Origin of the sequence: Methanothrix sp., from assembly GCA_029907715.1 — an archaeon.
GTDB lineage: Archaea > Halobacteriota > Methanosarcinia > Methanotrichales > Methanotrichaceae > Methanothrix_B.
On sequence record JARYLI010000005.1, the window covers coordinates 114,406 to 136,828 of the forward strand.

A 22,423-nucleotide genomic window follows, 5' to 3' on the forward strand; every position below is an offset into this window, starting at 1 on the left:
GTCGATTGATCACTGTCAACAGATATGTTTGCGGATACTGCGGCGCATGTGTCGGCGTCTGCCCTGTCTGCGCCCTGGAGCTCGTGGAGGCATGGCTTGAGGTCTCTGATGGATGCATAGAGTGCGGCAGGTGCGTCAAGCTCTGCCCAACCGGAGCGCTCAGTCTCGAGGAGGCTCAGGGATGAGGTGTGATGTTGTTGTCGTTGGCGCTGGCCCTGGCGGATCGATGGCTGCGAAGACAGCTGCAGAGAGGGGCCTGAAGGTCGTTCTCATGGAGAAGCGGCAGGAGATCGGGGATCCGGTGAGGTGCGCTGAGGGGGTCAGCAAGTCGCGCCTTAGCAGTATGATCAAACCTGATCCGAGATGGATAGCAGCAGAGGTGAAGGGGGCGCGCCTCTACGCCCCGGATGGCTCCAGCATTGTCATGTCCGAGGATAAATCCGGGGATGAAGTTGGGTACGTGCTGGAGCGCAAGATCTTCGACCGCGCGCTGGCGATGGACGCAGCCCGTGCAGGCGCGAAGGTGATGGTCAAGACCAGGGCCCTTGACCTGATAAGAACGGATGGAGCTGTGAAAGGCGTCAGGGCCATGCGGTATGGAGAGGTCATCGATATAGAGGCCGATGTCGTCATAGGCGCGGATGGGGTCGAGTCGAAGGTGGGGAGATGGGCCGGCATAGACACATCACTCAAACCCGGCGACATCGAGGTTTGCGCGCAGTTTCTGCTCTACGACAAGAACATCGACAACGAGTACTGCGAGTTCTTCCTGGGAAATGAGCTGGCGCCCGGGGGATACGTCTGGTCGTTCCCGAAGGGGGAGCACCTGGCGAACGTCGGTCTTGGCGTGATCGGATCGAGATCAGAGCCCGGAGCGCCCGTGAAGCTCCTCAGGAGGTTTGTTGAGAAGAGGATGCCTGAGGCGAGGATCGTGGAGATGGTCGTCGGCGGCGTACCGGTCTCGGGTCCGATCGAGAGGACCATCGCCGATGGTGTAATGCTGGTCGGAGATGCCGCGCGCCAGTCTGACCCGATAACAGGAGGAGGCATACTCAACGCGATGGAGGCAGGGATAATTGCAGGCGAGGTTGTCTCTGAGGCAGTCTCCAGCGGTGACACCGGAGTCGAGGGGCTCATGGCCTATGAGAAGCGCTGGCGGGAGAGCATAGGAAAGCAGATAGCCAGACACCTCGATCTCAAGGAGTTCTTCATCAGGCTGAGCGATGAGGACCTGAACAATCTCATGCACTCGATCCAGTCTGAGGATGTCTCCAAGATGGATCTCAGGGGCATGCTCAGGGTGCTGATCCGCCTGAACCCGAAGATGCTTTGGGAGCTGAGGCATCTCGTGATGTAGATTGGCTGACTGCATCATGGAGTAGGTCGCAGACGTCTGGAATGTGAACCTCGGATCTCCAGCTGCAGATGCTGCTCCTCTGCGCGTGATCTATCACTGCGAGGAGATCAGCTCAGCACCCTTGCGGATATTATCACCACGTCCTCAACGGGTCTGTCATCGGCGTCGGTCCTGACGCTTCCTATTTTATCAACCACATCCATTCCCTCGACGACCTTCCCGAAGACGGGGTGCATTCTGTCCAGGTAGTTGTTGTTCACCAGGTTTATGAAGAACTGGCTGCCACCTGTGTTCGGTCCTGCGTTCGCCATGGCCACTGTCCCGCGGTCGTTCCTGTTGTGCCTGGAGAACTCATCAGGGATTGTATAACCAGGACCGCCATAGCCAGTGCCTGTCGGGTCTCCTGTCTGCACCATGAACCCTGCAATCACCCTGTGGAATATCACGCCATCGTAGAAGCCACGCTCAACGAGCTTCAGAAAGTTCCCCGCTGTTATGGGCATGTCATCGTAAAGCTCGATCACCACATCCCCCATGGATGTCTTTAAAAGCACCCTGCGATTAACGGCCATGGGTTTTGGTATGAGGATATGAAATATAAAAGTGATGCGTGCAGTAAAGCCAGTGCGGCTGCCGGGATTCGAACCCGGGTTACGAGCTTGGGAAGCTCATGTCATAACCACTGGACCACAGCCGCACAGTGGAGTAAAATGCACGAGAGCTATTAAATCTTGTGCCTTGCATCTGCGGTACGTGGGAGTGAGGAATTAAGATCCCAACGGACCCACCATTGTATGGCGTGCTCAAAATTGAGGACATGCCGGTGCTCCGGCGGATCGATAATCTCGCAGAGGATGCAGAGCTGGTTGACTTTGGTCTGCCAGAGCTCGCCTCTCCGACGATTCAACCACATGGATCCATAAGTGAGATGTGTGGTATGTGAGCGGTCTGGCGGCACTGCATGCCTCCTTAAAGGTGTGATCTGGCAAGGAGGTGGCGGGCCTGTTGGGTGGAGGACTGCCCCGGCCCGCCGCTGTTAAAACCTGTCGCCTCCACGGATACGTTTTTGTAATATTATTTAAAGCTTTCGTAACAAGACATCTCATCCTGACGGAGGATATGTAGACAAGCCCCGGCGAAACTATATCACCCTGCAGGTTGATATGCATATGGAGGAGTTCCTGTGAGCCTGTGGCGGGCTGTACTGATTGCGTCTCTGATGGTCTTAATAGTATCAGCATCCAGTGCCAGGACTCTTGTCGTGGACCAGCAGAAGACCGGAGCGATCAGAAGCGTGAACGCGGCGATCGCAAATGCGCAGAACGGTGACGAGATACTTGTCATGGAGGGATACTACAGGGAGAGCGTTGAGATCAACAAGCTGGTATCCATAAAAGGATACGGCGCCACCATCGACGGCATGGGCCGTACGGTCTTCCGGATGATCTCCCACGGGAGCAGCATATCCAACCTGACGATCCTCGGAAGCGGCAGGGATCCAGCAGTTGTGATTGAGGGATACGCATCCGTGAGCGGCTGCAACATCAAAAACTCCTCCACAGGAATCGCAGCATACAGAGGATTGATATCGAACAACACCATCACAGCCACAGCATACGGGATAAGGCTGAACGGCTCCGCGATCGTCGAGAAGAACAGGATATCAGGACCGCTGGGAGCCGGCATAGAGGTGAGATGCAACGATTCCATGATCGCCGGCAACACTGTGACCTCTGCGGGAAATGCGATGGATGTAACAGGACACAACAACACCATTGTTCTCAACAACCTCTCCTCATCGAACATAGGCATACGCCTGAAGTCGGCGAAGAGCAACATGATAAAAAACAACACCTGCGAGAGCAACAGGATCGCTGGGGTCTATCTGGAGGACTCTGAGAAGAACAGCATATCCTCGAACAGGCTTCTCCTCAACGGCAATGGTCTCCTCATGAAATCCTCATCCGGGAACATGATAACCGGTAATATCGTGGAGAAGAACGAGTACGGGATATCTATGAAGGGCTCGGGCGGCAACCTGTTCAGGGAAAACCTGCTGAGCTCCAACAAATACAACTTGAGAATAGAGGCCGGCAACCTGGGCGATCTCAGGCTCATATCGGACCCGAGGGCCAGGATGGATGACAACTCCTTCAACCAGAGCATTGACGAATCGAACAGGATAGACGGCAGGCCGGTTCTCTATCTGGTCGGTGCCCGCAACGTTTCCATAAATAAGAGCTGCGGGTTCATAGGTCTCATAGACTGCGAGAATATCACTGTGAGAAACCAGAGCATATCGAACAGCAGCGCAGCCATCATGCTCGTTGGTGTCATCGACTCCAGAATCTTGGACTGCGTGCTCTCCAGAAGCGAGATGGGATTGTCGATACTGGACTCGAGAGACTGTCTGGTGGAGAACACAACCGCGGAGGCCTGCGGGATAGGCTTCTGGTTCGGTCGCTCGCAGGATATCCTTGTGAGAAGGAGCGCGGCGCTGGACTGCATGGAGAGCGGATTCAGGCTGGAGGGCGACAGGAGGTCGAGGATAACAGATTCGCGGGCAGAGAACTGCACTGCCGGTATGCATCTGCTTGATGCCCTCTCCTCTGAGATCGGTCGCTCGAGGATCCTCTCGAACAGAGATGATGGAATAAGGCTTGTGAGGTCGCACAGATCAACATTGAATGAGAATGAGGTGACAGGAAACAGCAACGGCATAGCAATCGCAGGCTCAAATCAGTGCGTTCTCGCGATGAACAACGCGAGCGCCAACGAGATAGGAATGAGGATCGAGCAGCTCTCTGGAGGATCTGCGGTTGACAATACCGCTCTCCGGAACAGGGAGGGGATCTTCGTGAACGGGGTGCGTGGATTCCAGTTCATCGGCAACAACATAAGCATGAACGAGAGGTTCGGCATGCGAATGGGAAGCAGCTCAGGATGCAACATAAGCGATAACAGGTTTATGGGCAACGGCATGGTCGGTCTGAGCCTGACCGACTGCAGCGATAACAGAATCTACCATAACAGCTTCATCGATAACGGTTCAATCTTCGGACAGAACGCCGTGGACAACGGAAGCAACCTCTGGGACATGGGTCCGGTCATCGGCGGAAACTACTGGTCGGATCACCAGGTGAGTGGAAATCCTGGAGACTCCCCGAAGAGCGTGCCATCGAGGGGCGTGGACCGCTATCCATTCGAGAGGGATAAAGGATGGAGATCAGCTGCTCTGTCCTGAGAGGTTCACCTCAGGCAGGAGGGAGCATGTGCCAGGATATGGATCCGATGGATATCGCGCTGCTCAGGGCCTTGCAGGATGGGATACCACTTGTCCCCCATCCATTCAGAGAGCTCGGGGAGAGGCTCGGGCTTGATGAGGAGACTGTGATATCAAGACTCAGATCTCTCCGCGAATCCGGGGTGGTGAGGAGGTTCGCGGCCACCATAGGCCACAGGGCGCTCGGGATAGTCGCGAACGCGATGATAGTCTGGAGGGTCGAGGGTGACATCGAAAGGATTGGGGGCATAATGGCTTCGTTCGAGGAGGTCACCCACTGCTACCAGAGGGCAACATGCGATGAGTGGCCATACAACCTCTACACCGTCGTCCACTCGAGAAGCAGGGAGGAGTGCGAGGAGATCGCATCCAGAATATCTGAGGCCACCGGCGTGAAGGACTACAGAATACTCTTCAGCGAGAGGGAGTACAAGAAGACGAGCGCGAGGATATGAGCAGAAGCCACGTTCCTCTTTTAATAGATCTGAAGGGAAGGCGCGTTGTCATATTCGGCGGTGGGGAAGTGGCAGAGCGCAAGGCCAGGCTTTTCTTGCAGGGCGATCTTGTGGTTGTGAGCAGGGACTTCACCGCGAGCATACTCAGAATGGCATCTGATGGACTGCTGGAGATCGTGGAGGCAGATCTCATGGGAGAGGATGGTCTGATCATCGCAGAGAGGGCGCTGGAGGGTGCGTTCATCGCCATACCTGCAACAAGCGACCATGCGCTGAATGCAGCTCTGGAGGATATTGCGCGCAGGAAGGGGGCGCTCGTGAACAGCGTCGACAGGGTGGGGGAGGTCGTGGTGCCGTCGATCATAAAAAAGAGGTCTGTGGTCCTCGCGATATCAACAGGGATACCGGCGCTCTCGAGGTACATCCGCATGAATCTGGAGCGTGAGGTGGAGGTGTACGCTCTTATGGCAGAGCTCCTCAGCAGGATACGGAAAGACCTGAAGGAGATCGTGGAGCCGCAGAGCAGGAGACGTGATCTGCTCTGGTCAGTGCTCTCCGACAGCTCTGTGTGGTCATGCCTGGAGAAGGGGGAGATCTCGAGCGCCCATGAAAAGGCCTATATGAGAGTCCGGGAGAATCTCACGCCAGATGAGCAGGATAACCTCGATGCTGGTGACCCACAAGAAGGCCTCGATCAGTGAGATCGAGAACGCATGGCATGGCGATGTCGAGGCTCTACTGAAGTGGGTCTCCTCGCATGATACCGTCGAGGAGTGCGCGGTCCTCAAGACGTGCAACCGTGTCGAGATATACGTGGTCTCTCCCCGCGGTGAGAAGGTCCTCTTCGAGATAGCAAAGAAGGCCCGGGTCTCCTCCCGGATAATAGACATCCACGACCACGACGAGTCGCTTCTCCATCTTCTCAGGCTCGCCTCAGGCCTCGAGTCCATGATAATAGGGGAGGATCAGATCCTAGGCCAGATGAAGGAGCTCTACAGGATCGCGAAGAGCCTTGGATACACAGGCTGGGTCCTGGACACAGCCTTCAAGAAGGCGATCCAGGTGGGGAAGCGCGTCCGGAAGGAGACCGCCATAAACGAGCGCTCTGTCTCCGTTGGATCTGCAGCTGTTGATCTCGCCGAGCAGATACTCGGGAGTCTGGAGGGAAAATCTGTGCTGGTAATAGGCGCAGGCGAGACAGGAGAGCTGATATCAAAAGCGCTCGTCTCAAAGAACATAGGCTCTCTCTATGTGACAAACCGCACATTCGGCACTGCGCTCTCCCTTGCCGCATCTCTGGGGGGCACAGCTGTGCCCTATGAGGAGATGAAGAGGAAGATAAGGGAGGCGGATGTTGTGATAAGCGCGACCTCAGCGCCCCATTACATACTTCTCAAGGAGGACATAGAGCGCGCGATGGAGGGCAGGAAGAGCAAGCTTCTGATCATAGACATAGCAAACCCCAGGGATGTGGATGAGGCCGTGCGTGAGATAGAGGGTGTGGAGCTTCACAACATAGACAGCCTGAAGCAGATAAGCGATGAGAACATGCGGATGAGGATGAAGGAGATCGAGAAGGTCGAGGCCATAATAGAGGAGGAGCTCGATCTTCTCAGGGCCAAGTACAAGAGGAAGGAGGCTGAGGAGCTTCTTGCGAGGATATACTCAGAGGCTGAGAAGATAAAGGAGCAGGAGGTCAGGAGGGCGATGAACAAGCTCAGCGCCTATCACACTCTGGGGGAGATTGAGCAGAAGGTCCTCATGGACATGAGCCACTCGATCGTAAACAAGATATTCGCAGAGCCGACAAAGGCTCTGAAAGCCGCGGCTGAGAGGGGCGACACCGAGATGCTCAGGTATGCTGCAGATCTCTTCAGGCTGAACCAGGAGGAATCCGATTGAGACGCATGAGGCGTTTGAGGAAGCCTGGCATCAGGGATATGGTCGCAGAGACAAGGCTCTCTGTGAGGGACCTGATAATGCCGGTGTTCGTGGACGAGCGCATTGATGAGCCCGTCCCGATAAACTCAATGCCCGGACAGATGCGGCAGAGCCTAAACACGGTGGCTGAGGAGGCCGGACGCATCGCGGATCTCGGAATCCCGGCGGTGATACTCTTCGGGATACCCTCCAGAAAGGATGAGATCGGATCCGGCGCTTACGATCGTGATGGAGTCATACAGAGGGCCGTGAGGTGCATCAAGGAGTCCACAGATCTCGTTGTCATAACAGATCTCTGCCTGTGCGAGTACACCAGCCACGGCCACTGCGGCGTGGTTCGTGGGCAGGAGATAATTAACGATGAGACGCTCCCCATCCTGGGCAGAACGGCCGTGAGCCAGGCAGAGGCGGGCGCAGACATCGTCGCTCCGAGCGGGATGATGGACCACATGGTGAGAGCGATAAGGTCGGCTCTTGATGATAATGGTTACAGCGATGTCGCGATCCTCTCATATGCTGCCAAGTACGCCTCATACTTCTATGGCCCGTTCAGAGAGGCAGCCGAATCCGGATTCGCCTTCGGAGATCGCAGGAGCTACCAGATGGATCCCGCGAACGCGAACGAGGCTCTCTGGGAGGTCCAGTTCGATATCGAGGAGGGCGCTGATATGGTCATGGTCAAGCCCGCGATGCCCTATCTGGACATACTCCGGATGGTTAAGGATATGTTCGGGATGCCGACTGCTGCTTACCAGGTCAGCGGGGAGTACAGCATGATCATGGCAGCCGCGGAGAGGAACTGGATCGATCGAGATGGAGCTATGCTGGAGGCGCTGACATCCATAAAAAGAGCGGGCGCTGATATGATAATCACATACTACGCCAAGGAGTTTGCAGCCAGATTTGGGTAGTTCATTGATCTAAAAATTCCGGGCCATCCCGGTGATTCGGCGACAGCGATCTTGCCTAAAGATGTCCGCTCTTATGTGCGTAGCAACTTGCAGAGCATGCAATTTGGTCGGTGAAAGCATTCATTTGTCGAAACGAACGCATAGCATGACCCCTGCTCCTTCGGGCAAGTCATCAAATGGATAAGAGCGAAGATGTTGTGCCGGTCGACATTGGTTCGAGTGACAGAGCTTGCCACTCCGAGGGTTCACCGGATGAGGTCGTGTGTTCAGATAACTGATGGAAATTCTGGTATCTGCATACAATGGCACCAGAGATCGCAATCCTGCGATGCCACCGGCTGCTGGGTCCAATGATCTGAATACACGACCCCACATGAGTCATTTGATTATGAATACTCAGATGGCGAGCATCCTCTCAATCGCACGCCTCGCCCTGACCGCTGTGCTCTGTGGAACCTCCACCCTGGGAGTGAGCGTCTCAAGCGCCCGCAGTACCTTCTTCAGCGATGTCTTCTTCATATCCTCGCATACAGCGCCGGTGCTGAGCGGATAGAACCTCTTCTCGGGGTTCTCGGCGCAGAGCCTGTGGAGGATCCCGACCTCTGTCCCTATTATGAACTCTTCCGCGCCGCTGGCTCTCGCGTGTTTCAGCATACCCGAGGTGCTGTAGACGCCATCTGCCAGATCTATGACCTCAGGCCTGCACTCAGGATGAACTAGAAGCTCCGCGTTCGGGTGCTTTCTCCTTGCCTCCAGGACGTCAGATGCGGTGTATCTGTCGTGGACGTAGCAGTATCCGTTCCAGGGGATTATCCTCTTGTCGGTGTGTCTGGCGACATAAGCCGCCAGGTTCCTGTCCGGTATGAACAGAATCTCTTCGGCGTCGAGGGCGTTAACGACCTGCACGCCGTTGGCGGATGTGCAGCATATATCGCTCTCAGCCTTGACATCAGCTGAGGAATTGACGTAGCAGACCACTGCAGCATCAGGATGTCTTTCTCTCAGCGATCTCACATCCTGAGGCGAGATCATCTGTGCCATGGGGCAGCAGGCGCTCCTGTCCGGATGTATGACGATCTTCTCCGGAGAGAGTATGGCTGCTGTCTGCGCCATGAAGTCCACGCCGCAGAAGACGAGTACCTTGCAGTCGATTGTGGCTGCGGCCCTGCTGAGCTCCAGGGAGTCACCGGTGAGATCGGCGATGTCCTGCACATCTCCGGGCTGGTAGTTGTGCGCGAGTATGATGGCATTTCTATCAGACTTCAGCCTCAGTATCTCCTTCTCAAACATAATAGTCCGGATCTGATGATGAGTCATTGTTTAAAAAGGCTGCTGTCAATAAAATGGTGCGTTTAGTCCCGAAAGTCTTGACTTTATAGTATTCAGTATCGCTCTTATCCATCTGATAACTTGCCCGAAGAGGCACCAGTCACGCTGTGCGCTCGTGGCGAGCGAATGAGTGCATTAAGAAACCGGCCTGCATATCCTTCAAGTTGCTGAATACATAAGAGCATTCCGTATAAGTTGATATAATATTGCACGTCACATAAAATCATCTATAAAGTATGACACATCCATTAGATTTTAAATGGATTTACATGAAGTGACGCAAAGGACTATATATACCCAATCCTGCTGGGTGAGAAATCGTAACAGAGTGGTAAAGCTGAACGAGCGCAAGATTCGGTATAAAGTTCGGGAGAAGATCAAGAACAGGAGCAACAAAAGGATCGCAGCTGAGATGAAGGTGAGCGTCTCCACGGTTAAGCGTGTCTTGAGGCATTATCTGAGAACGGGGGAGCTGATATCGATAAAGAAGTTTGGCCGGCCGAGGAAGGAGATCGAGCCTGAGTTAGAGGATCTGATGTATTTGCTCAATATGGTGAGCGTGCTTGAGTTACTGATCAAGTGAAGCTGCTATGGCAGAGTCGTTCATCCAGAGATCCGTCGAGATGGCAATTTAGCTCAACGTGTTATGCATGTTCGAAATGGAACGATACGTACGAAAAGAATCGAAATAGGTTCGAAAATTTTGACAATTTCGTGAACAGGTACAACACGGTCCGGTACCATGAGGCACTCGACTCAAAACACTATCTGCAAACACCATCAGATGCATTCTGGGCCAGACTGCCACCAGCATGCATCCTCAGAGTATTCCTCGATCGAATGGATCGTTAACCATGTTGAAACACCCTTCAAACGCCGACGGTATAAAGATCAGAGGTTTCGGGACTAAACACTTCCACCCGTAACCCAAAAAAATGATATCGTTTACATGCCCAACTGAGGGCTGATGTCCTACCTGGTCCATCCGCTTCTCAAACCGGAGACCGTGGAGAAGCGGCTCTTTCAGATAGATCTGGCCGCCAGAGCGCTGCGCGGATCGACGCTGGTTGTGATGCCAACCGGTCTGGGAAAGACCATCGTGGCGCTGATGGTCCTGCTTGCTCGCCTCGAGAGGGGCAGGGTTCTCTTCCTGGCGCCGACGCGCCCACTGGTGGAGCAGCATGCAGCATTCCTCCGCAGAGTTCTCACAGCTCCGGAGTATGTCGCATCTGTGACGGGGGAGACGGACCCTGACAGCAGGGCTGAGATATGGAAGAGCAGCAGGATAGCAGTCTCGACCCCTCAGGTCGTGGAGAACGATCTCCTCTCAGGCAGGATGGATCTCAGGGATGTATCGCTTGTGATATTCGATGAGGCGCACAGGGCGACGGGAAACTACGCCTACGTATACATAGCAGACCGCTACAGGAGAGAGGCCAGGGACCCCCTTGTTCTGGGCATGACAGCAAGCCCGGGAAGTGAAGCAGAGAGGGTGGCTGAAATCTGCACCAACCTCGGGATAGAGAGCATCGAGATGAAGAGCGAGAACGATCCCGACGTCGCCCCCTTCGTCCATCACAGGGAGATAGAGTGGATAAAGGTGGAGGTGCCGGAGCAGCTCCAGAAGATACGTGGCGAGATCGAGAGGCTCGTGAGCGAGAGGATGGAGGAGATCAACAGCCTGGGGATGTGCAGGATAGATCCCAGGACATCAAAGGGAGAGCTTCTCGACCTGCAGAGGCGGTTCAGCAGCGCGCTCGCACGTGGGCCGAATCAGAACGTCTTCAGGGGGATCTCTCTGCTCGCGGAGATCCTGAAGCTCAAGCACGCAGTCGAGCTCGCGGAGACGCAGGGGGTGAGCGCTCTGAGACAGTACCTGGAGCGTCTGGCCCAGGAGGCGAGATCGAGAGGCGGATCGAAGGCATCCCGCAGGCTCATGGAGGATCCAAGGATACAGCACATTCTCTCCCTCCTGGAGGACATGGATCTGGAACACCCCAAGCTCAGCAGGGCGCTGGAGATCATCGAGGATCAGCTCGAAGAAGCTCCGGAATCCAGGATAATCGTGTTCACAAACTATCGCGACACAGCGACAGCGCTTCTCAGGTTTCTCCAGTCAAACGCCTCTGATGTGGTGAAACCCGTTCGTTTTGTCGGCCAGGCGAGCAGGGAGAATGATGAGGGGTTGAGCCAGAGGAAGCAGTCGGAGATACTGGAGAAGTTCAGAGCTGGAGAGTACAATGTTCTCATAGCGACCTCTGTTGGAGAGGAGGGCATAGACATACCGTCCACGGATATGGTTCTGTTCTATGAGCCCGTGCCCTCTGAGATAAGAAGCATACAGCGCAAGGGCAGAACAGGGCGCGCAAGGGCAGGCCGGGTGGTCGTGCTGATCGCGAAGGGAACCAGGGACGAGGCATACTACTGGATAAGCGATCGGAAGGAGCGGACCATGAGGAGGCAGCTCCAGGGCATGGCAGAGCCCCTGCCTGTTGACTCTGCTGGCGTTACAGCGAGGGCGTCGAGGCAGATCAGCATCACTGAGATCTGCGAGCCTGATGAGGACCTGCCTCTCATAATCATCGATCCACGTGAGCGCGATATGGCCAGGCTTCTCGAGAAGTCGGGTCTCAGAATAGTCCTGAGGTCTCTGGAGGTGGGGGATTACGTCCTCTCCGAGCGGCTCGGCATAGAGCGCAAAACAGCGGACGATCTCATCGATTCGATCGTGGATCCTGAGCGGGATCTGTTCAGGCAGATAGGAGATCTGGCCAGAACATACGACCGACCGCTGCTGATCATAGAGGGCCAGAACCTTTACGCCCGACAGGTCCATCCGAATGCGGTGAGGGGTATCCTGGCCACGATAGCAGTGGATTTCGGAGTCCCGATCGTGCCGACAGCCAGCATGGAGGAGAGCGCAGCCCTCATATCACTGATGGCGAGAAGGGAGCACGAGGCCGGCTACAGGGATGTGAAGCCGCACGGCAGGAAGACCTCCAGAACGCTGAAGGAGCAGCAGGAGTACCTCATATCAGCGCTCCCAGGAGTCGGGCCGTCAGTTGCGCGCAGCCTCCTGCGCCACTTCGGATCTGTGGAGAGAATCATGACAGCGAGCGAAGATGAGCTGATGGCTGTGGAGAAGGTCGGCCCGAAGACGGCTGCCAGGATCAGGGAGATCGTGGCAGGCGAATACAGGGGTTAGACCCCTCAGATGGACTTTGAAGTCCCAGTGAATAGCATCATATGAGCTGTGCTCGAGCCACGCAATACAGGAAGCTCCGCTCATCGGGCTGATAGAGATTGGCAGGGCATAAACTCTGGAGTATTCCTATTAACCCCCATTTCTACGATCTGCCCATGTCGCTAAGTAATTGTATAGATGCTGTTTTATATCAAAAAAGCATGTTTTTAGGGATCCTCTCTGGTCTTCAGACCGGAGAGGGGGATCATCAGCATACTGGAGAAATTGACCAATCCCAAAATCCCGGCCCTGTCCGATGAACCGCCTGGAGCCGTTTGTAAAATCACAGCGAACTCAGCGGGCACCCTCATGCCTGCTCTGCCTCGCCATCATTCTCATCATCCTCCCCATCATCGGGAGGGAAGTCTGTCAGCCGTCTTTGTGAGCTCACGGACCTCTCACCAGGTATATCCAAAGGGTATATACCAGTGAGGCAGCCGGTGCAGAAGTGATCTCCTGGAAGTCCTATCGCTCTTATCAATCCATCGAGGCTCACGTATCCCAGAGAGTCCGCGTCTATGACACTCTCGACACCTGCGACGGTCTTGTGCGCTGCTATCAGCTCATCCCTGCTCGCCATATCGATCCCGAGGTAGCAGGGCGCGATTATCGGCGGGCTTCCTATCCTCACGTGGACCTTCCTCGCTCCAGCATCCTTGACCATCTTCACGATCCTGCGGCTCGTGGTGCCTCTGACTATGCTGTCGTCCACCAGAACGACGCGCTGCCCCTCGATGTTCGGCCTGATGGTGTTCATCTTCATGCGCACCGCAGCCTCTCTCATAGATTGATCTGGCATGATGAAAGTCCTCCCAACGTAGCGGTTCTTCATGAGGCACTCCTTGTACCGTATACCGGAGCGCTGGTGGTATCCGACAGCCATGGTGATCCCGGAGTCGGGAATCGGGGAGACAACATCCGCATCTGCTGGATGCTCATCTGCGAGGATTGAGCCTATGTTCACCCTGACATCGTAGATGAGCTTTTTATCCATGATGCTGTCAGGCCTCGCGAAGTAGACATACTCGAATATGCAGTGAGCAGGTCGTGGAGAGTTCACGAGCCTGATGCACTTCATCCCTCCATCTCTCAGCATGACCATCTCGCCCGGAGCTACATCTCTTATGAGCCTGCCGTTGAGCGCATCGATGGCGACGCTCTCAGATGCCACCATAAATCCATCATCGAGCGCCCCGATGCACAGCGGCTTTATCCCGAGCGGATCTCTGAGTCCGATAACAGTGTCATTGCACATTATCGCCAGAGAATAGGAGCCCACGAGCCTGCGCATTACGGCTCTTATGGCATCTGCGAGATCGTATCGCTGAATCTCTTTCACAAGAAGGTGAGCTATGACCTCTGTGTCTGATGTCGTTGAAAAGATATCACCCGCGCCCTCAAGCTCTGACCTCAGCGCCTCTGAGTTCACCAGGTTTCCGTTGTGTGCTACTGCGATGGTCTTCTCCCTGTATTTAACAAGAATCGGCTGGCTGTTCTCCAGCGTGTGTGCGCCTGATGTGGGATAGCGGACATGCCCTATCCCCACAGGCCCCGGTAGAAGTTTGATCTGGGTATCGGTGAAGACGTCCGCGACCAGCCCCAGCCCCCGGTAACTGTGGATGGACTTCCCATCATGCACACAGATGCCGGCTGCCTCCTGGCCGCGGTGCTGCAGTGCATGCAGGGCGTAGTAGATCCTCTTCGCCACGCTTTTGTTCGTGTCCCCCAACGAGATCCCAACGACCCCGCATGCATCTCGCATATCTCAGTATCCAGCCTTACGCATCCACTTGTAACTTCTGAGCCTCTTCGACCTGCCGAAACCGCAAGCAACGCATGTCTTTCTGTTGAAGTTGTATGAGAGCCTGCCGCATCTCCTGCACCTTACATGCGTTCTCTTGTGACATTTGCCCATAGAGGGCGTGCCTTTGCTCATCTGGTTCACCTCATGGCGATATGTAGACGACGTTGTCCCCACGCACTATCACAGCACCGATCTTGCGTGCTGTGCCCTCTGCAATCTCCTCTGTGTTCTCCAGTACCAGGTTCATGTGTATGTCATATCCCTGGAGCTCTCCGCGAAATGCCCTTCCATCCTTGAGCTTCACTATCACGGGCGAATTTAGCGATTCGTTCAAAATATCAAGCGGCCTCTGAGCCATCAACTCCTCTCCACGCTGATGTACCAGCAAAATGCTTATCAGCACGTGACTGTCTCGTTGCATATTTAAATTTGTCGGGAAAACCTGGTGTTCATGAGGATCAAATCCAGGCACCACCTGAAGGGCAGCGAGGTCAAAAGGATACTTAGTGCGATCGGGGATAAGATCGAGGATCCTGATGTTCTGAGAAGGGCCTCGATGGAGCTCGCCGAGACGGATGAGGGATTTGAGATCATAATCGTTAACGGTAAACCTCTTCTGATGATAATAGATGGAGAGCCGTTCTTCACCGTCATGGGATGCATTGAGCTATCCCCAAGGGGGAGAACCGTGGTGGTGGATTCAGGTGCTGTGCGCTTCATAGCCAACGGCGCTGATGTGATGGGCCCTGGGATAGTGCATGCAGATCCCGAGATTGAGGCCGGAGATCTCGTCGTGGTCGTGGAAGAGCGGCACAGAAAGCCGCTTGCTGTGGGGAGGGCGCTCAGGGCCGGTCCGGAGATGAAGGGTGAGGGAAAGGCCGTCGAGTCTATACATCATGTTGGCGACAGGATATGGAAGAGCATCTGCTGATACGCGGAGCTGTGGGACAAAAAAGCTGCGCGGCTGTTACAGGAGTCGCCTGCTTGAATAGCTGAATGGCCGGCAGGATTCTGCGTGCATTGACACAGTTCCGCACGAATTCCATAATGTTGCATGCCTCTGAATTCGATGATACGTGTACATCACATGTCCGCTCATATCCATCTGATAACCTGCCCAAAGAGACACTGGTACTGCTTGTGCCATTCATGGCAGATAAAGGATTGTTTACAGCAGCCAAAAAAACCACACAGCCTCCACGTCGCCAGAGACATAAGAGCGAACATGTAATGTACGATGGTCTCCGCATTGCATCAGGCGGCCAGATCGGCTGTTCAGGTTCAGCACCGCAGAATCAAAATAACATAATTATAATAGATAAACATCATCCAAAAAGTCTATAAGCTAGTATCAGCAATATAAAAAACAGGTGTTAGATATGTTCGGAAAGAGATACATCTGCGGTTGCTGTGGTGCTGAGATCGACGTGAAGAGGACGAAGAAGGTCGATCTCGGGAAGGGCTGGGTGGAGTGTCTCCCGCCTGCTGGCAGGGAGTGGAGGGCTCCGACCGCGAAGAAGGAACTGTCAGACGGAAATGTGTATTATATTGATGTGCTCAACAACCTCCATAAGAGGGAGGAGTTCATAGAGCTATTCGGAGTGGATCCCGAGAAGGCGATAAAGTACATGCGCGAGCACATAATCCTGAGCAGCAGGAGGAGTGATGGGAGTAAGTGATGTGCATGTGAGAAAAGCACATGATGGATACAGGGTCAGCTGAGAGAAATGTTATAGATATAAAACATAAGTTATATATACATGCGTTCAGAACAGAAATAATATAGTGTGGGTGGTGTGATAATGATTAAAAAGCTCATATGTCATCACTGCGGTTCTGTGAACCTCCTCGATACACAGCAGCTTGAGCAGAGCGTCAATGATAATGAGGACTGGCTTGAGTGCTCAGAGCCGGATGATTTTCAGTGGAGGCTGCCTGCAGGGAAGATCACCCCTGTTATAGGAGACCCGATATACATCACTGGTGGAGGGATGCGTCTGACCAGAGGGCAGTACATAGAGCAGTACGGCATAGATCCTGAGATAGCGCTGACCATGATGAGGGGTATGGGCAGAGCCGTGAAGGCGACCATAAATACAGCTGCTGAGATCGGCAAGACAGACTCAAGGGTTCCAGGATCGATAAGAAAGCTCATGGAGAAGCTCGGCAGGACCAAAGGGGATCTATGAGGGCTTTGCGTATCTCACCAGCATCCCCAGTCTCAGACAGATGCTCGATTCGCTGGAGATCTCTGCCAGCCCTGACCTTCTGTGAGCGACGGGATCTTCACACCCTGGGTTAAGAGGGCTGAGCCGCAGCCGAATGAAACAACACGAACGAACCGCATCGTCCATCTCACGGATCCTGCTGATGCAACCGATACCAGACTGAGCAGGCACGCAGCCAGAAGTAAAAAGTGATAAAAGGGGCTCTCACTTCTTGAATGCGGACTCGAGCGGCGGGATGACCTGCTTCTTTCTTGAGAGCACCTTCTCCTTGTAGATGGAGTTGTTGACGACCTTTCCGCCGAATGCCTTCTCGAACCCCTCTTTTGCGGCATCTGTGCCGACGAAGAGGAGATCTGAGGCCTCCTTGATGACGTCTGTGAGCATCAGGACAACCATATCGAGCTTCTCAGACTCCAGGGTCTTTCTCATCTCCGCGAGGATCTCCTCTCGCTTCGGAGCGAGATCCGCGAGATCCATGACCTCGATCTGGCCGACGCCCGCCTTGACACCGCTGAAGTCGAACTTCTTGAAGTCGCCGAAGACTATGTCCTTTGCTGTCTTGGACTTGATATCGCTCTTGGCCTTGAGCATCTCCATCCCGAACTTCTGCGGGTCCTCTCCGCAGATCTTCGAGAGCTTCTCCACCGTTGCCTTATCCTTATCGGTGCACGTCGGAGACTTGAAGAGAACAGTATCGCTCAGGATCGCGGCCATCATAAGGCCTGCCATCTCCTTTGATATCTTGACCCCGTTCAGCTCATACATGCTGGCGATGATCGTTCCGGTCGCGCCCACAGGCTCATTGTGGAAGAATATCGGCTTGCCGGTCTGTATGTCCCCTATCTTGTGGTGGTCGATGATCTCCTGGATGTCAGCCTTCATGATGTTGTCCACAGCCTGGCCCACCTCGTTGTGATCGACCAGGATCACCTTCTTATCGGTCGCGTCCTTCAGCACAACTGGGGGAGTTATCCTGAAGTGCTCAAGCACATACTTCGTCTCGTTATTGATCTCCCCTGCGGCTGCGGGGACCACATCCTTCATTCCAAGCTGGTTCTTCAGATTCGCGTATGTTATCGCAGAGGTCACGGAATCTGTATCCGGACTCTTATGCCCGACCACATAGATATTGTCTGCCAAACCCAACACCTCGGGGCTGTTGATAGCTGGACTGCCATGGCGAGAGGATCACAGGACATATCACTGCCCGAGATGCATCATAAACGCAGATGCATCAGTCGATGAGTGCGCGATCTCTTCCCTCCCAGCAGTCGTCTTACAAGCAACCGTAAGACAAAATAATCAGTAAAGAATCATAATATTTAACAGTTATCGGCCATGCACATAAATCCCGGGAGGATCAGAGCGATCCGAGAAGGCGAGGCTCGCGGGCCTGTAATATACTGGATGAGCCGCGACCAGCGCGTCAGTGACAACTGGGCTCTGCTGTACTCCCTTGAGATGGCCAGGATGCTCAATGAAACCATGGCTGTTGTGTTCTGCCTGACGCCACGGTTTCCGGGCGCATGCGCTGGAGATCGCTCTTACAGATTCATGCTTGATGGGTTGAGAGAGCTCGAGCAGCGTCTTTCGAGCCTCGGTATCGCCTTCATACTTGCACACGGCGATCCTGGCGATGTGATTCCGGCTCTCATTGATGATTCCAGAGCGGGGATGCTGGTGGCAGACTTCAGCCCTCTCAGGATCTCGCGAACCTGGAAGTCGATCGTCGCAGATCGTATAGAAGTACCGTTCCATGAGGTGGATGCGCACAACATAGTTCCATGCTGGATCGCCTCACAGAAGCAGGAGTGGTCTGCACACACATTCAGGTCGAAGATCAAAAAGCATCTCGCAGAGTTCCTTGAGGAATTTCCGGATCCAATGCCACCGCCCGGACCGTGGAGGGAGAGCGTGGAGAACAGGTGGCTCGATTCAGGCATCCAAAACGCTCCGGGATCGAGGATCCCTTCCGGCGAGCAGGCCGCAGCGGCGCAGCTGGAGCGTTTCATCTCAGAAAAGCTGGATCTTTACGCATCGCATCGCAACGATCCAGCAATAGACGCTCAGTCCGGCCTTTCCCCCTATCTCCACTTCGGCCAGATCTCCGCCCAGAGGGTGGCCCTCAATATCATGGCTCTGGGTGGAGATCATACGGAGTTTCTGGATGAGCTGATCGTGCGCAGAGAGCTCTCCGACAACTACTGCTACTACAATGAGCATTACGACTCCCTGGAGGGCATGCCTGAATGGGCGCGCAGGACCTTGGAGGATCACAGAGACGACCGGCGTGATTACATCTACTCTCCGGACGAGCTGGAGGGCGCGAAGACGCACGACGAACTGTGGAACGCATCCCAGCTCGAGATGCAGATCTGTGGAAAGATGCACGGGTATCTCAGGATGTACTGGGCAAAGAAGATCCTGGAGTGGTCGGAGTCTCCAGAGGATGCGCTCAGGATCGCGATACACCTCAACGACAGATACGAGCTCGACGGCCGCGACCCGAATGGCTATACCGGCTGCGGATGGAGCATCGGGGGCCTGCACGACCGGCCATTCAAAGAGAGGCCGATATTTGGAAAGATAAGATACATGAGCTACGGTGGGATGAGAAGAAAGTTTGATGTCCGGGAGTACATCGACCGCATCTCCCGGATGGCGGATCAGCAGATACCCTCAGATCAGTAGATCTCCTCGAGATCGTTTATCTGCTCGAACGCCTCGTACAGCTCGCTTCTTGCCCTGTCCTTCCGCTCGCGCTCCTCCTGGATGGCCCACTTCGCCTTTTCGTAAAGCTCCACCAGGCCGGGCGCCCTCTCAAGTGAGAGAACAGAGAGCACTCTGGGCTCGCCCTTCTTTATCACTATCCCCTTGAAGACGTGGCCTATGGTATCTGTCAGAGACTCAATCTCCTTTGTTATCTCATCAACATCAAGATACTCTCTGGAGCCCTGTATCACTATCATGGCCCTGCCAGCCTCTCCTGCGTCGACGTTGGCGGGATAGAGAAGACCGACCTCTCTGAGGCTGTTCTTTATCGCCGCTCTCACTGATGGACTCTTCTTGTCCGCCTGGTAGTATCCCAGTGTGCCCATCCGCAGGCCGCCGCTCATCACGGTCTTGAAGTCGCCGAGGTCTGTGACGGATAGCATCTCGCTGTCCAGAGCCTCGATTAGGAACAGCAGCCTCTGGGCGACCATTGTGTTGATCCTGTCGTACGCGGATGCGATATCGCCGCTGAACCGCTTGAGGTACTGGTTGTCCACGAGTATCATGCCGTCTGCCTCGACCTCGATCATCTCTCTGAGACAGAAAGCGGCATTCTGCAGGTATATCGTGCCCTCCTCGCGGAATGGAAGAACAGCGATCGGCACTATCGTGGCGTTCTTGTACCTCTTCTTGAGCTCGTGAATCATGAGGGGGGAGAATGACGATCCTGTGCCACCGGAGACCGATGTCATGACAAATATGAGATCGAAATCGCCCCGCTTCTCGATCTCCTCCAGGATCATCTCCTGGTTCTCCCAGAAGCCCTGCTTTCCCTTGTTCCTGTTTGCGCCAACACCATGCAGGTTTGGCACATGAAGCCTGTCCTTTGCGGCGGTGAACTTGAGCTCCTTGAGATCGTTTATGGCGGTGTTAATGGCGATCGTCTCAACACGGCTCGGAAACCTCTGCTTGGAGTAGTACTTCGCCAGCCTGGAGCCACCGAAAGCCTGCCTGTTCACGGCATCCAGTATCCGGTTGCCGCACTGACCTACACCCAACATGAGTACGTTTAACATGATCTCGAACCCGTTCCTGGGCTTTTACATGCACTTATTTTCATCCCAGCAGCACCATTCATATGATTACTATAACTGTTAGTATTTATATTCCTTGTATCTTTTGTACACCCATAACCCCACTATCATCAATGGTAGAACGAGTAGGTAATACAGATATTTATACTCTCGTTCGAGAACGCTCACACTCGCAGAGGTCTTTGTTATTGACATTGTCTCCCCGCTGCGGTAGCTCACGGTGAGGGCGATGGTGTAGTTGCCGCTCCTCTCTCCACGCATCTCCGCGGTGTAGCTCTTCGCGCTTCCGGGAGGAATCTCCGGGATGAGCTGATCCAGACCGGTGCATCTCAGCCCCTCCGGAGGCTTCACCTCATAGCTCACCTCGATCATCGTCGCGGTCGCCTGACCTGTGTTCTCTATGCTTACCTCTATCGGGGCTGTCTCTCCGGATGTGACATTTGTGACGTTTATCCTCGCAACGAGATTCGGCCTCTTTGGGGGCGCCACTATTATCTCAAGAGTCTCTGTCGTGTTCGTCTTGATCCTGTCCTTCGCGTCCCTGTACCTGACCTCTATCTGGGGGACCTTGACGAGGCCCTCCTTCACGGCGCGCATGACATAGACCGCGGAATCGGTCTCTCCAGGACCGAGCTCGCTCTTTATCTTTGGCGGATATCCTGCTATGTATGCGAACTCAGCCAGCGGCGGTATGTCGTAGACCTCTATATTTCTGGCAGCCTCGGTCCCGATGTTTTTCACTGTTACTGTCACCTTCACCTCATCGCCGTAGTTCACGGTGGTCTTATCGAAGCTCTTCTCCACCACCAGATTCGGAGCTGCCCTCGGCTCGCGCCTCTCAGCCGCTCTCTTCCTCGGCGTTCCCAGGCTCTCTCTGTACTCGACCCTGAGCTTGGCAGACTCCTCATCGAATATGTCTGTTATTGTGAGGGTCAGGCCCCCCTCCTCTGCGCCTCCGTTGAAGCTGTTCGGGCTGCCCTCTATCACCACCCTCTGCTCTTCGAACTTGCTGCCCTGGGTGACGCGGAGCACCACAAGCCCGTCCTTGAGGGACTGTATGTCCACCAGCTCGGCCCTGTAATCGCCGATCTCCACACGGTCTCCGATGCTCAGGGTGAACTCCTGGAAGCCCACGCTCTGGTCCTCGTTCTTCTCGGCTGCAAGAGCTGCATGCGTTATGAGAATGAGAAGCAGAAAGATGTATCGCATATGCGCTCACCGCTCTTTCATCTGTTGCGGACCTCCATGCTGAAATCGATCCACCTGGCGCTGCGTGTCAGGGCCCCCATTGATATCACATCCACGCCTGTTGATGCATACGCCTCGAGGTTGCCTGGATTTATTCCTCCTGAGGCCTCGAGTATGACTCTCGGTCTTATGCCCATCTCATCGAGCATTGCAACGCCCCTCTTTATATTCTCAGGGTCCATGTTGTCGAACATTATGATATCAGCTCCGAGCTCTGCAGCTCTCATCATCGTATCAAGATCCTCCACCTCGACCTCGATCCTCTTGGTGAAGCTGGCGCGCTTCCTCGCCTCATTTATCGCATTCTCGAGGCCCATTATCGCTATGTGGTTGTCCTTTATCATGACAGCTCCTGAGAGGTTGAACCTGTGAGTATCCCCTCCGCCGATCAGGACAGCCTTCTTCTCAAAGTACCTGAATCCAGGCGTGGTCTTTCTCGTGCATGCTATCCTCACTTTCTGCGCCCTGAGCACGCATTCCCTTGTCAGAGTCGCTATGCCGCTCATCCTGCCGAGCATGTTCAGAGCCACCCTCTCGCCCCTCAGGATGTTCCGGGCGCTGCCGTGGAGAGCCAGGACCTCGGCTCCTGCAGGCGCATACTCCCCGTCATCGAAGAGAGGATCCGCATTCACATCAAGGTATTCGAAGAGCTCCGAGACCTCCTCCAGGCCGGCGAGTATGCAATCTTCCTTTGAGACTATCGCTGCATCCACATCCACGTCTGGAACCACGCCTGTTGAGTCGTCCCACTCGCCCAGGTCTTCCTCAAGAAATCGCTCGATATAAGACCGTAGCATACCGCAAAGGCTTTGATCTC

General features: G+C 54.6%; 23 protein-coding genes and 1 tRNA gene. 14 read left to right on the plus strand and 10 right to left on the minus strand.

What is annotated here, in order from left to right; all coding sequences use genetic code 11:
• The first annotated feature begins 5 nt into the window (after positions 1-5).
• Together QHG98_05120 and QHG98_05125 are read left to right on the plus strand one after the other, a co-directional pair.
• Positions 6-185: a 4Fe-4S binding protein gene (locus QHG98_05120; protein ID MDH7597110.1), complete on the plus strand. Its 180-nt coding sequence runs from the start codon at positions 6-8 to the stop codon at positions 183-185.
• Entirely contained in the window at positions 182-1,357 is a 1,176-nt protein-coding gene (locus QHG98_05125; GenBank protein ID MDH7597111.1) for an NAD(P)/FAD-dependent oxidoreductase, read from the plus strand. Before QHG98_05120 ends, QHG98_05125 begins: the two co-directional genes overlap by 4 nt.
• 107 nt (positions 1,358-1,464) lie before the next feature.
• Here the strand turns inward: QHG98_05125 and QHG98_05130 are convergent, their stop codons facing one another.
• Entirely contained in the window at positions 1,465-1,929 is a 465-nt protein-coding gene (locus tag QHG98_05130) for a peptidylprolyl isomerase (protein ID MDH7597112.1), read from the minus strand.
• 53 nt (positions 1,930-1,982) lie between these two features.
• A tRNA-Gly gene (locus QHG98_05135) sits at positions 1,983-2,054 on the minus strand.
• A 102-nt stretch (positions 2,055-2,156) separates the two neighbouring features.
• Here QHG98_05135 and QHG98_05140 point away from each other — a divergent pair.
• The 6 genes from QHG98_05140 to hemB all read left to right on the plus strand — a co-directional run bounded on the left by QHG98_05140 (position 2,157) and on the right by hemB (position 7,947).
• Complete coding sequence (locus QHG98_05140; protein MDH7597113.1) at positions 2,157-2,300, plus strand: hypothetical protein; 144 nt, start codon at positions 2,157-2,159, stop codon at positions 2,298-2,300.
• Between the two features lie 240 nt (positions 2,301-2,540).
• The gene (locus QHG98_05145; GenBank protein MDH7597114.1) at positions 2,541-4,601 is read left to right on the plus strand and encodes a NosD domain-containing protein; all 2,061 of its coding nucleotides are present in this window, start codon (positions 2,541-2,543) and stop codon (positions 4,599-4,601) included.
• 26 nt (positions 4,602-4,627) lie between these two features.
• The gene (locus QHG98_05150; GenBank protein MDH7597115.1) at positions 4,628-5,095 is read left to right on the plus strand and encodes an AsnC family transcriptional regulator; all 468 of its coding nucleotides are present in this window, start codon (positions 4,628-4,630) and stop codon (positions 5,093-5,095) included.
• Complete coding sequence (locus QHG98_05155; protein MDH7597116.1) at positions 5,092-5,796, plus strand: bifunctional precorrin-2 dehydrogenase/sirohydrochlorin ferrochelatase; 705 nt, start codon at positions 5,092-5,094, stop codon at positions 5,794-5,796. Before QHG98_05150 ends, QHG98_05155 begins: the two co-directional genes overlap by 4 nt.
• Positions 5,744-6,997: a glutamyl-tRNA reductase gene (gene hemA, locus QHG98_05160; protein MDH7597117.1), complete on the plus strand. Its 1,254-nt coding sequence runs from the start codon at positions 5,744-5,746 to the stop codon at positions 6,995-6,997. The genes QHG98_05155 and hemA overlap by 53 nt, the downstream gene beginning before the upstream one ends.
• A 5-nt stretch (positions 6,998-7,002) precedes the next feature.
• Complete coding sequence (hemB, locus tag QHG98_05165; protein ID MDH7597118.1) at positions 7,003-7,947, plus strand: porphobilinogen synthase; 945 nt, start codon at positions 7,003-7,005, stop codon at positions 7,945-7,947.
• A gap of 396 nt (positions 7,948-8,343) precedes the next feature.
• On the opposite strand, the gene nadA is transcribed toward hemB, so the two are convergent.
• Positions 8,344-9,237 (minus strand): quinolinate synthase NadA, encoded by an 894-nt coding sequence (gene nadA, locus QHG98_05170; GenBank protein MDH7597119.1) that lies wholly within the window; start codon positions 9,235-9,237, stop codon positions 8,344-8,346.
• 349 nt (positions 9,238-9,586) lie between these two features.
• Between nadA and QHG98_05175 the strand changes: the two genes are divergently transcribed.
• Together QHG98_05175 and QHG98_05180 are read left to right on the plus strand one after the other, a co-directional pair.
• The gene (locus QHG98_05175) at positions 9,587-9,859 is read left to right on the plus strand and encodes a hypothetical protein (GenBank protein ID MDH7597120.1); all 273 of its coding nucleotides are present in this window, start codon (positions 9,587-9,589) and stop codon (positions 9,857-9,859) included.
• 384 nt (positions 9,860-10,243) lie between these two features.
• Entirely contained in the window at positions 10,244-12,481 is a 2,238-nt protein-coding gene (locus QHG98_05180) for a DEAD/DEAH box helicase (protein ID MDH7597121.1), read from the plus strand.
• Between the two features lie 346 nt (positions 12,482-12,827).
• Here QHG98_05180 and purF read toward each other — a convergent pair whose 3' ends face one another.
• From purF to QHG98_05195, 3 genes are read right to left on the minus strand one after another with little or no spacing between them, the layout of a single operon-like run.
• Positions 12,828-14,282 carry an amidophosphoribosyltransferase gene (gene purF / locus QHG98_05185; GenBank protein MDH7597122.1) on the minus strand — a complete coding sequence of 485 codons (1,455 nt, stop codon included), beginning with the start codon at positions 14,280-14,282 and terminating at the stop codon, positions 12,828-12,830.
• Positions 14,283-14,285: 3 nt separating this feature from the next.
• Entirely contained in the window at positions 14,286-14,456 is a 171-nt protein-coding gene (locus tag QHG98_05190; protein ID MDH7597123.1) for a 50S ribosomal protein L37e, read from the minus strand.
• Between the two features lie 10 nt (positions 14,457-14,466).
• Entirely contained in the window at positions 14,467-14,682 is a 216-nt protein-coding gene (locus tag QHG98_05195) for an LSm family protein (GenBank protein MDH7597124.1), read from the minus strand.
• A 93-nt stretch (positions 14,683-14,775) separates the two neighbouring features.
• On the opposite strand from QHG98_05195, the gene QHG98_05200 reads away from it, so the two are divergent.
• From QHG98_05200 to QHG98_05210, 3 genes are all read left to right on the plus strand, one after another.
• Positions 14,776-15,255 (plus strand): RNA-binding protein, encoded by a 480-nt coding sequence (locus tag QHG98_05200; GenBank protein MDH7597125.1) that lies wholly within the window; start codon positions 14,776-14,778, stop codon positions 15,253-15,255.
• 448 nt (positions 15,256-15,703) lie between these two features.
• Entirely contained in the window at positions 15,704-16,003 is a 300-nt protein-coding gene (locus QHG98_05205) for a hypothetical protein (GenBank protein ID MDH7597126.1), read from the plus strand.
• A 123-nt stretch (positions 16,004-16,126) separates the two neighbouring features.
• The gene (locus tag QHG98_05210; protein ID MDH7597127.1) at positions 16,127-16,513 is read left to right on the plus strand and encodes a hypothetical protein; all 387 of its coding nucleotides are present in this window, start codon (positions 16,127-16,129) and stop codon (positions 16,511-16,513) included.
• 243 nt (positions 16,514-16,756) lie between these two features.
• On the opposite strand, the gene QHG98_05215 is transcribed toward QHG98_05210, so the two are convergent.
• Positions 16,757-17,692, minus strand: a complete 936-nt coding sequence (locus QHG98_05215; protein ID MDH7597128.1) for a manganese-dependent inorganic pyrophosphatase — start codon at positions 17,690-17,692, stop codon at positions 16,757-16,759.
• A 198-nt stretch (positions 17,693-17,890) separates the two neighbouring features.
• Here QHG98_05215 and QHG98_05220 point away from each other — a divergent pair, with 198 nt between their 5' ends.
• The gene (locus tag QHG98_05220; protein MDH7597129.1) at positions 17,891-19,243 is read left to right on the plus strand and encodes a deoxyribodipyrimidine photo-lyase; all 1,353 of its coding nucleotides are present in this window, start codon (positions 17,891-17,893) and stop codon (positions 19,241-19,243) included.
• Here QHG98_05220 and QHG98_05225 read toward each other — a convergent pair.
• From QHG98_05225 to nadC, 3 genes are all read right to left on the minus strand, one after another.
• Positions 19,237-20,340, minus strand: coding sequence for a cell division protein FtsZ (locus QHG98_05225; GenBank protein MDH7597130.1), 1,104 nt, complete (start codon positions 20,338-20,340; stop codon positions 19,237-19,239). The two genes, QHG98_05220 and QHG98_05225, sit on opposite strands and share 7 nt — an antisense overlap.
• A 78-nt stretch (positions 20,341-20,418) precedes the next feature.
• Complete coding sequence (locus QHG98_05230; GenBank protein MDH7597131.1) at positions 20,419-21,567, minus strand: CARDB domain-containing protein; 1,149 nt, start codon at positions 21,565-21,567, stop codon at positions 20,419-20,421.
• A 17-nt stretch (positions 21,568-21,584) separates the two neighbouring features.
• Positions 21,585-22,403 carry a carboxylating nicotinate-nucleotide diphosphorylase gene (gene nadC, locus QHG98_05235; GenBank protein ID MDH7597132.1) on the minus strand — a complete coding sequence of 273 codons (819 nt, stop codon included), beginning with the start codon at positions 22,401-22,403 and terminating at the stop codon, positions 21,585-21,587.
• Between the last annotated feature and the right edge of the window lie 20 nt (positions 22,404-22,423).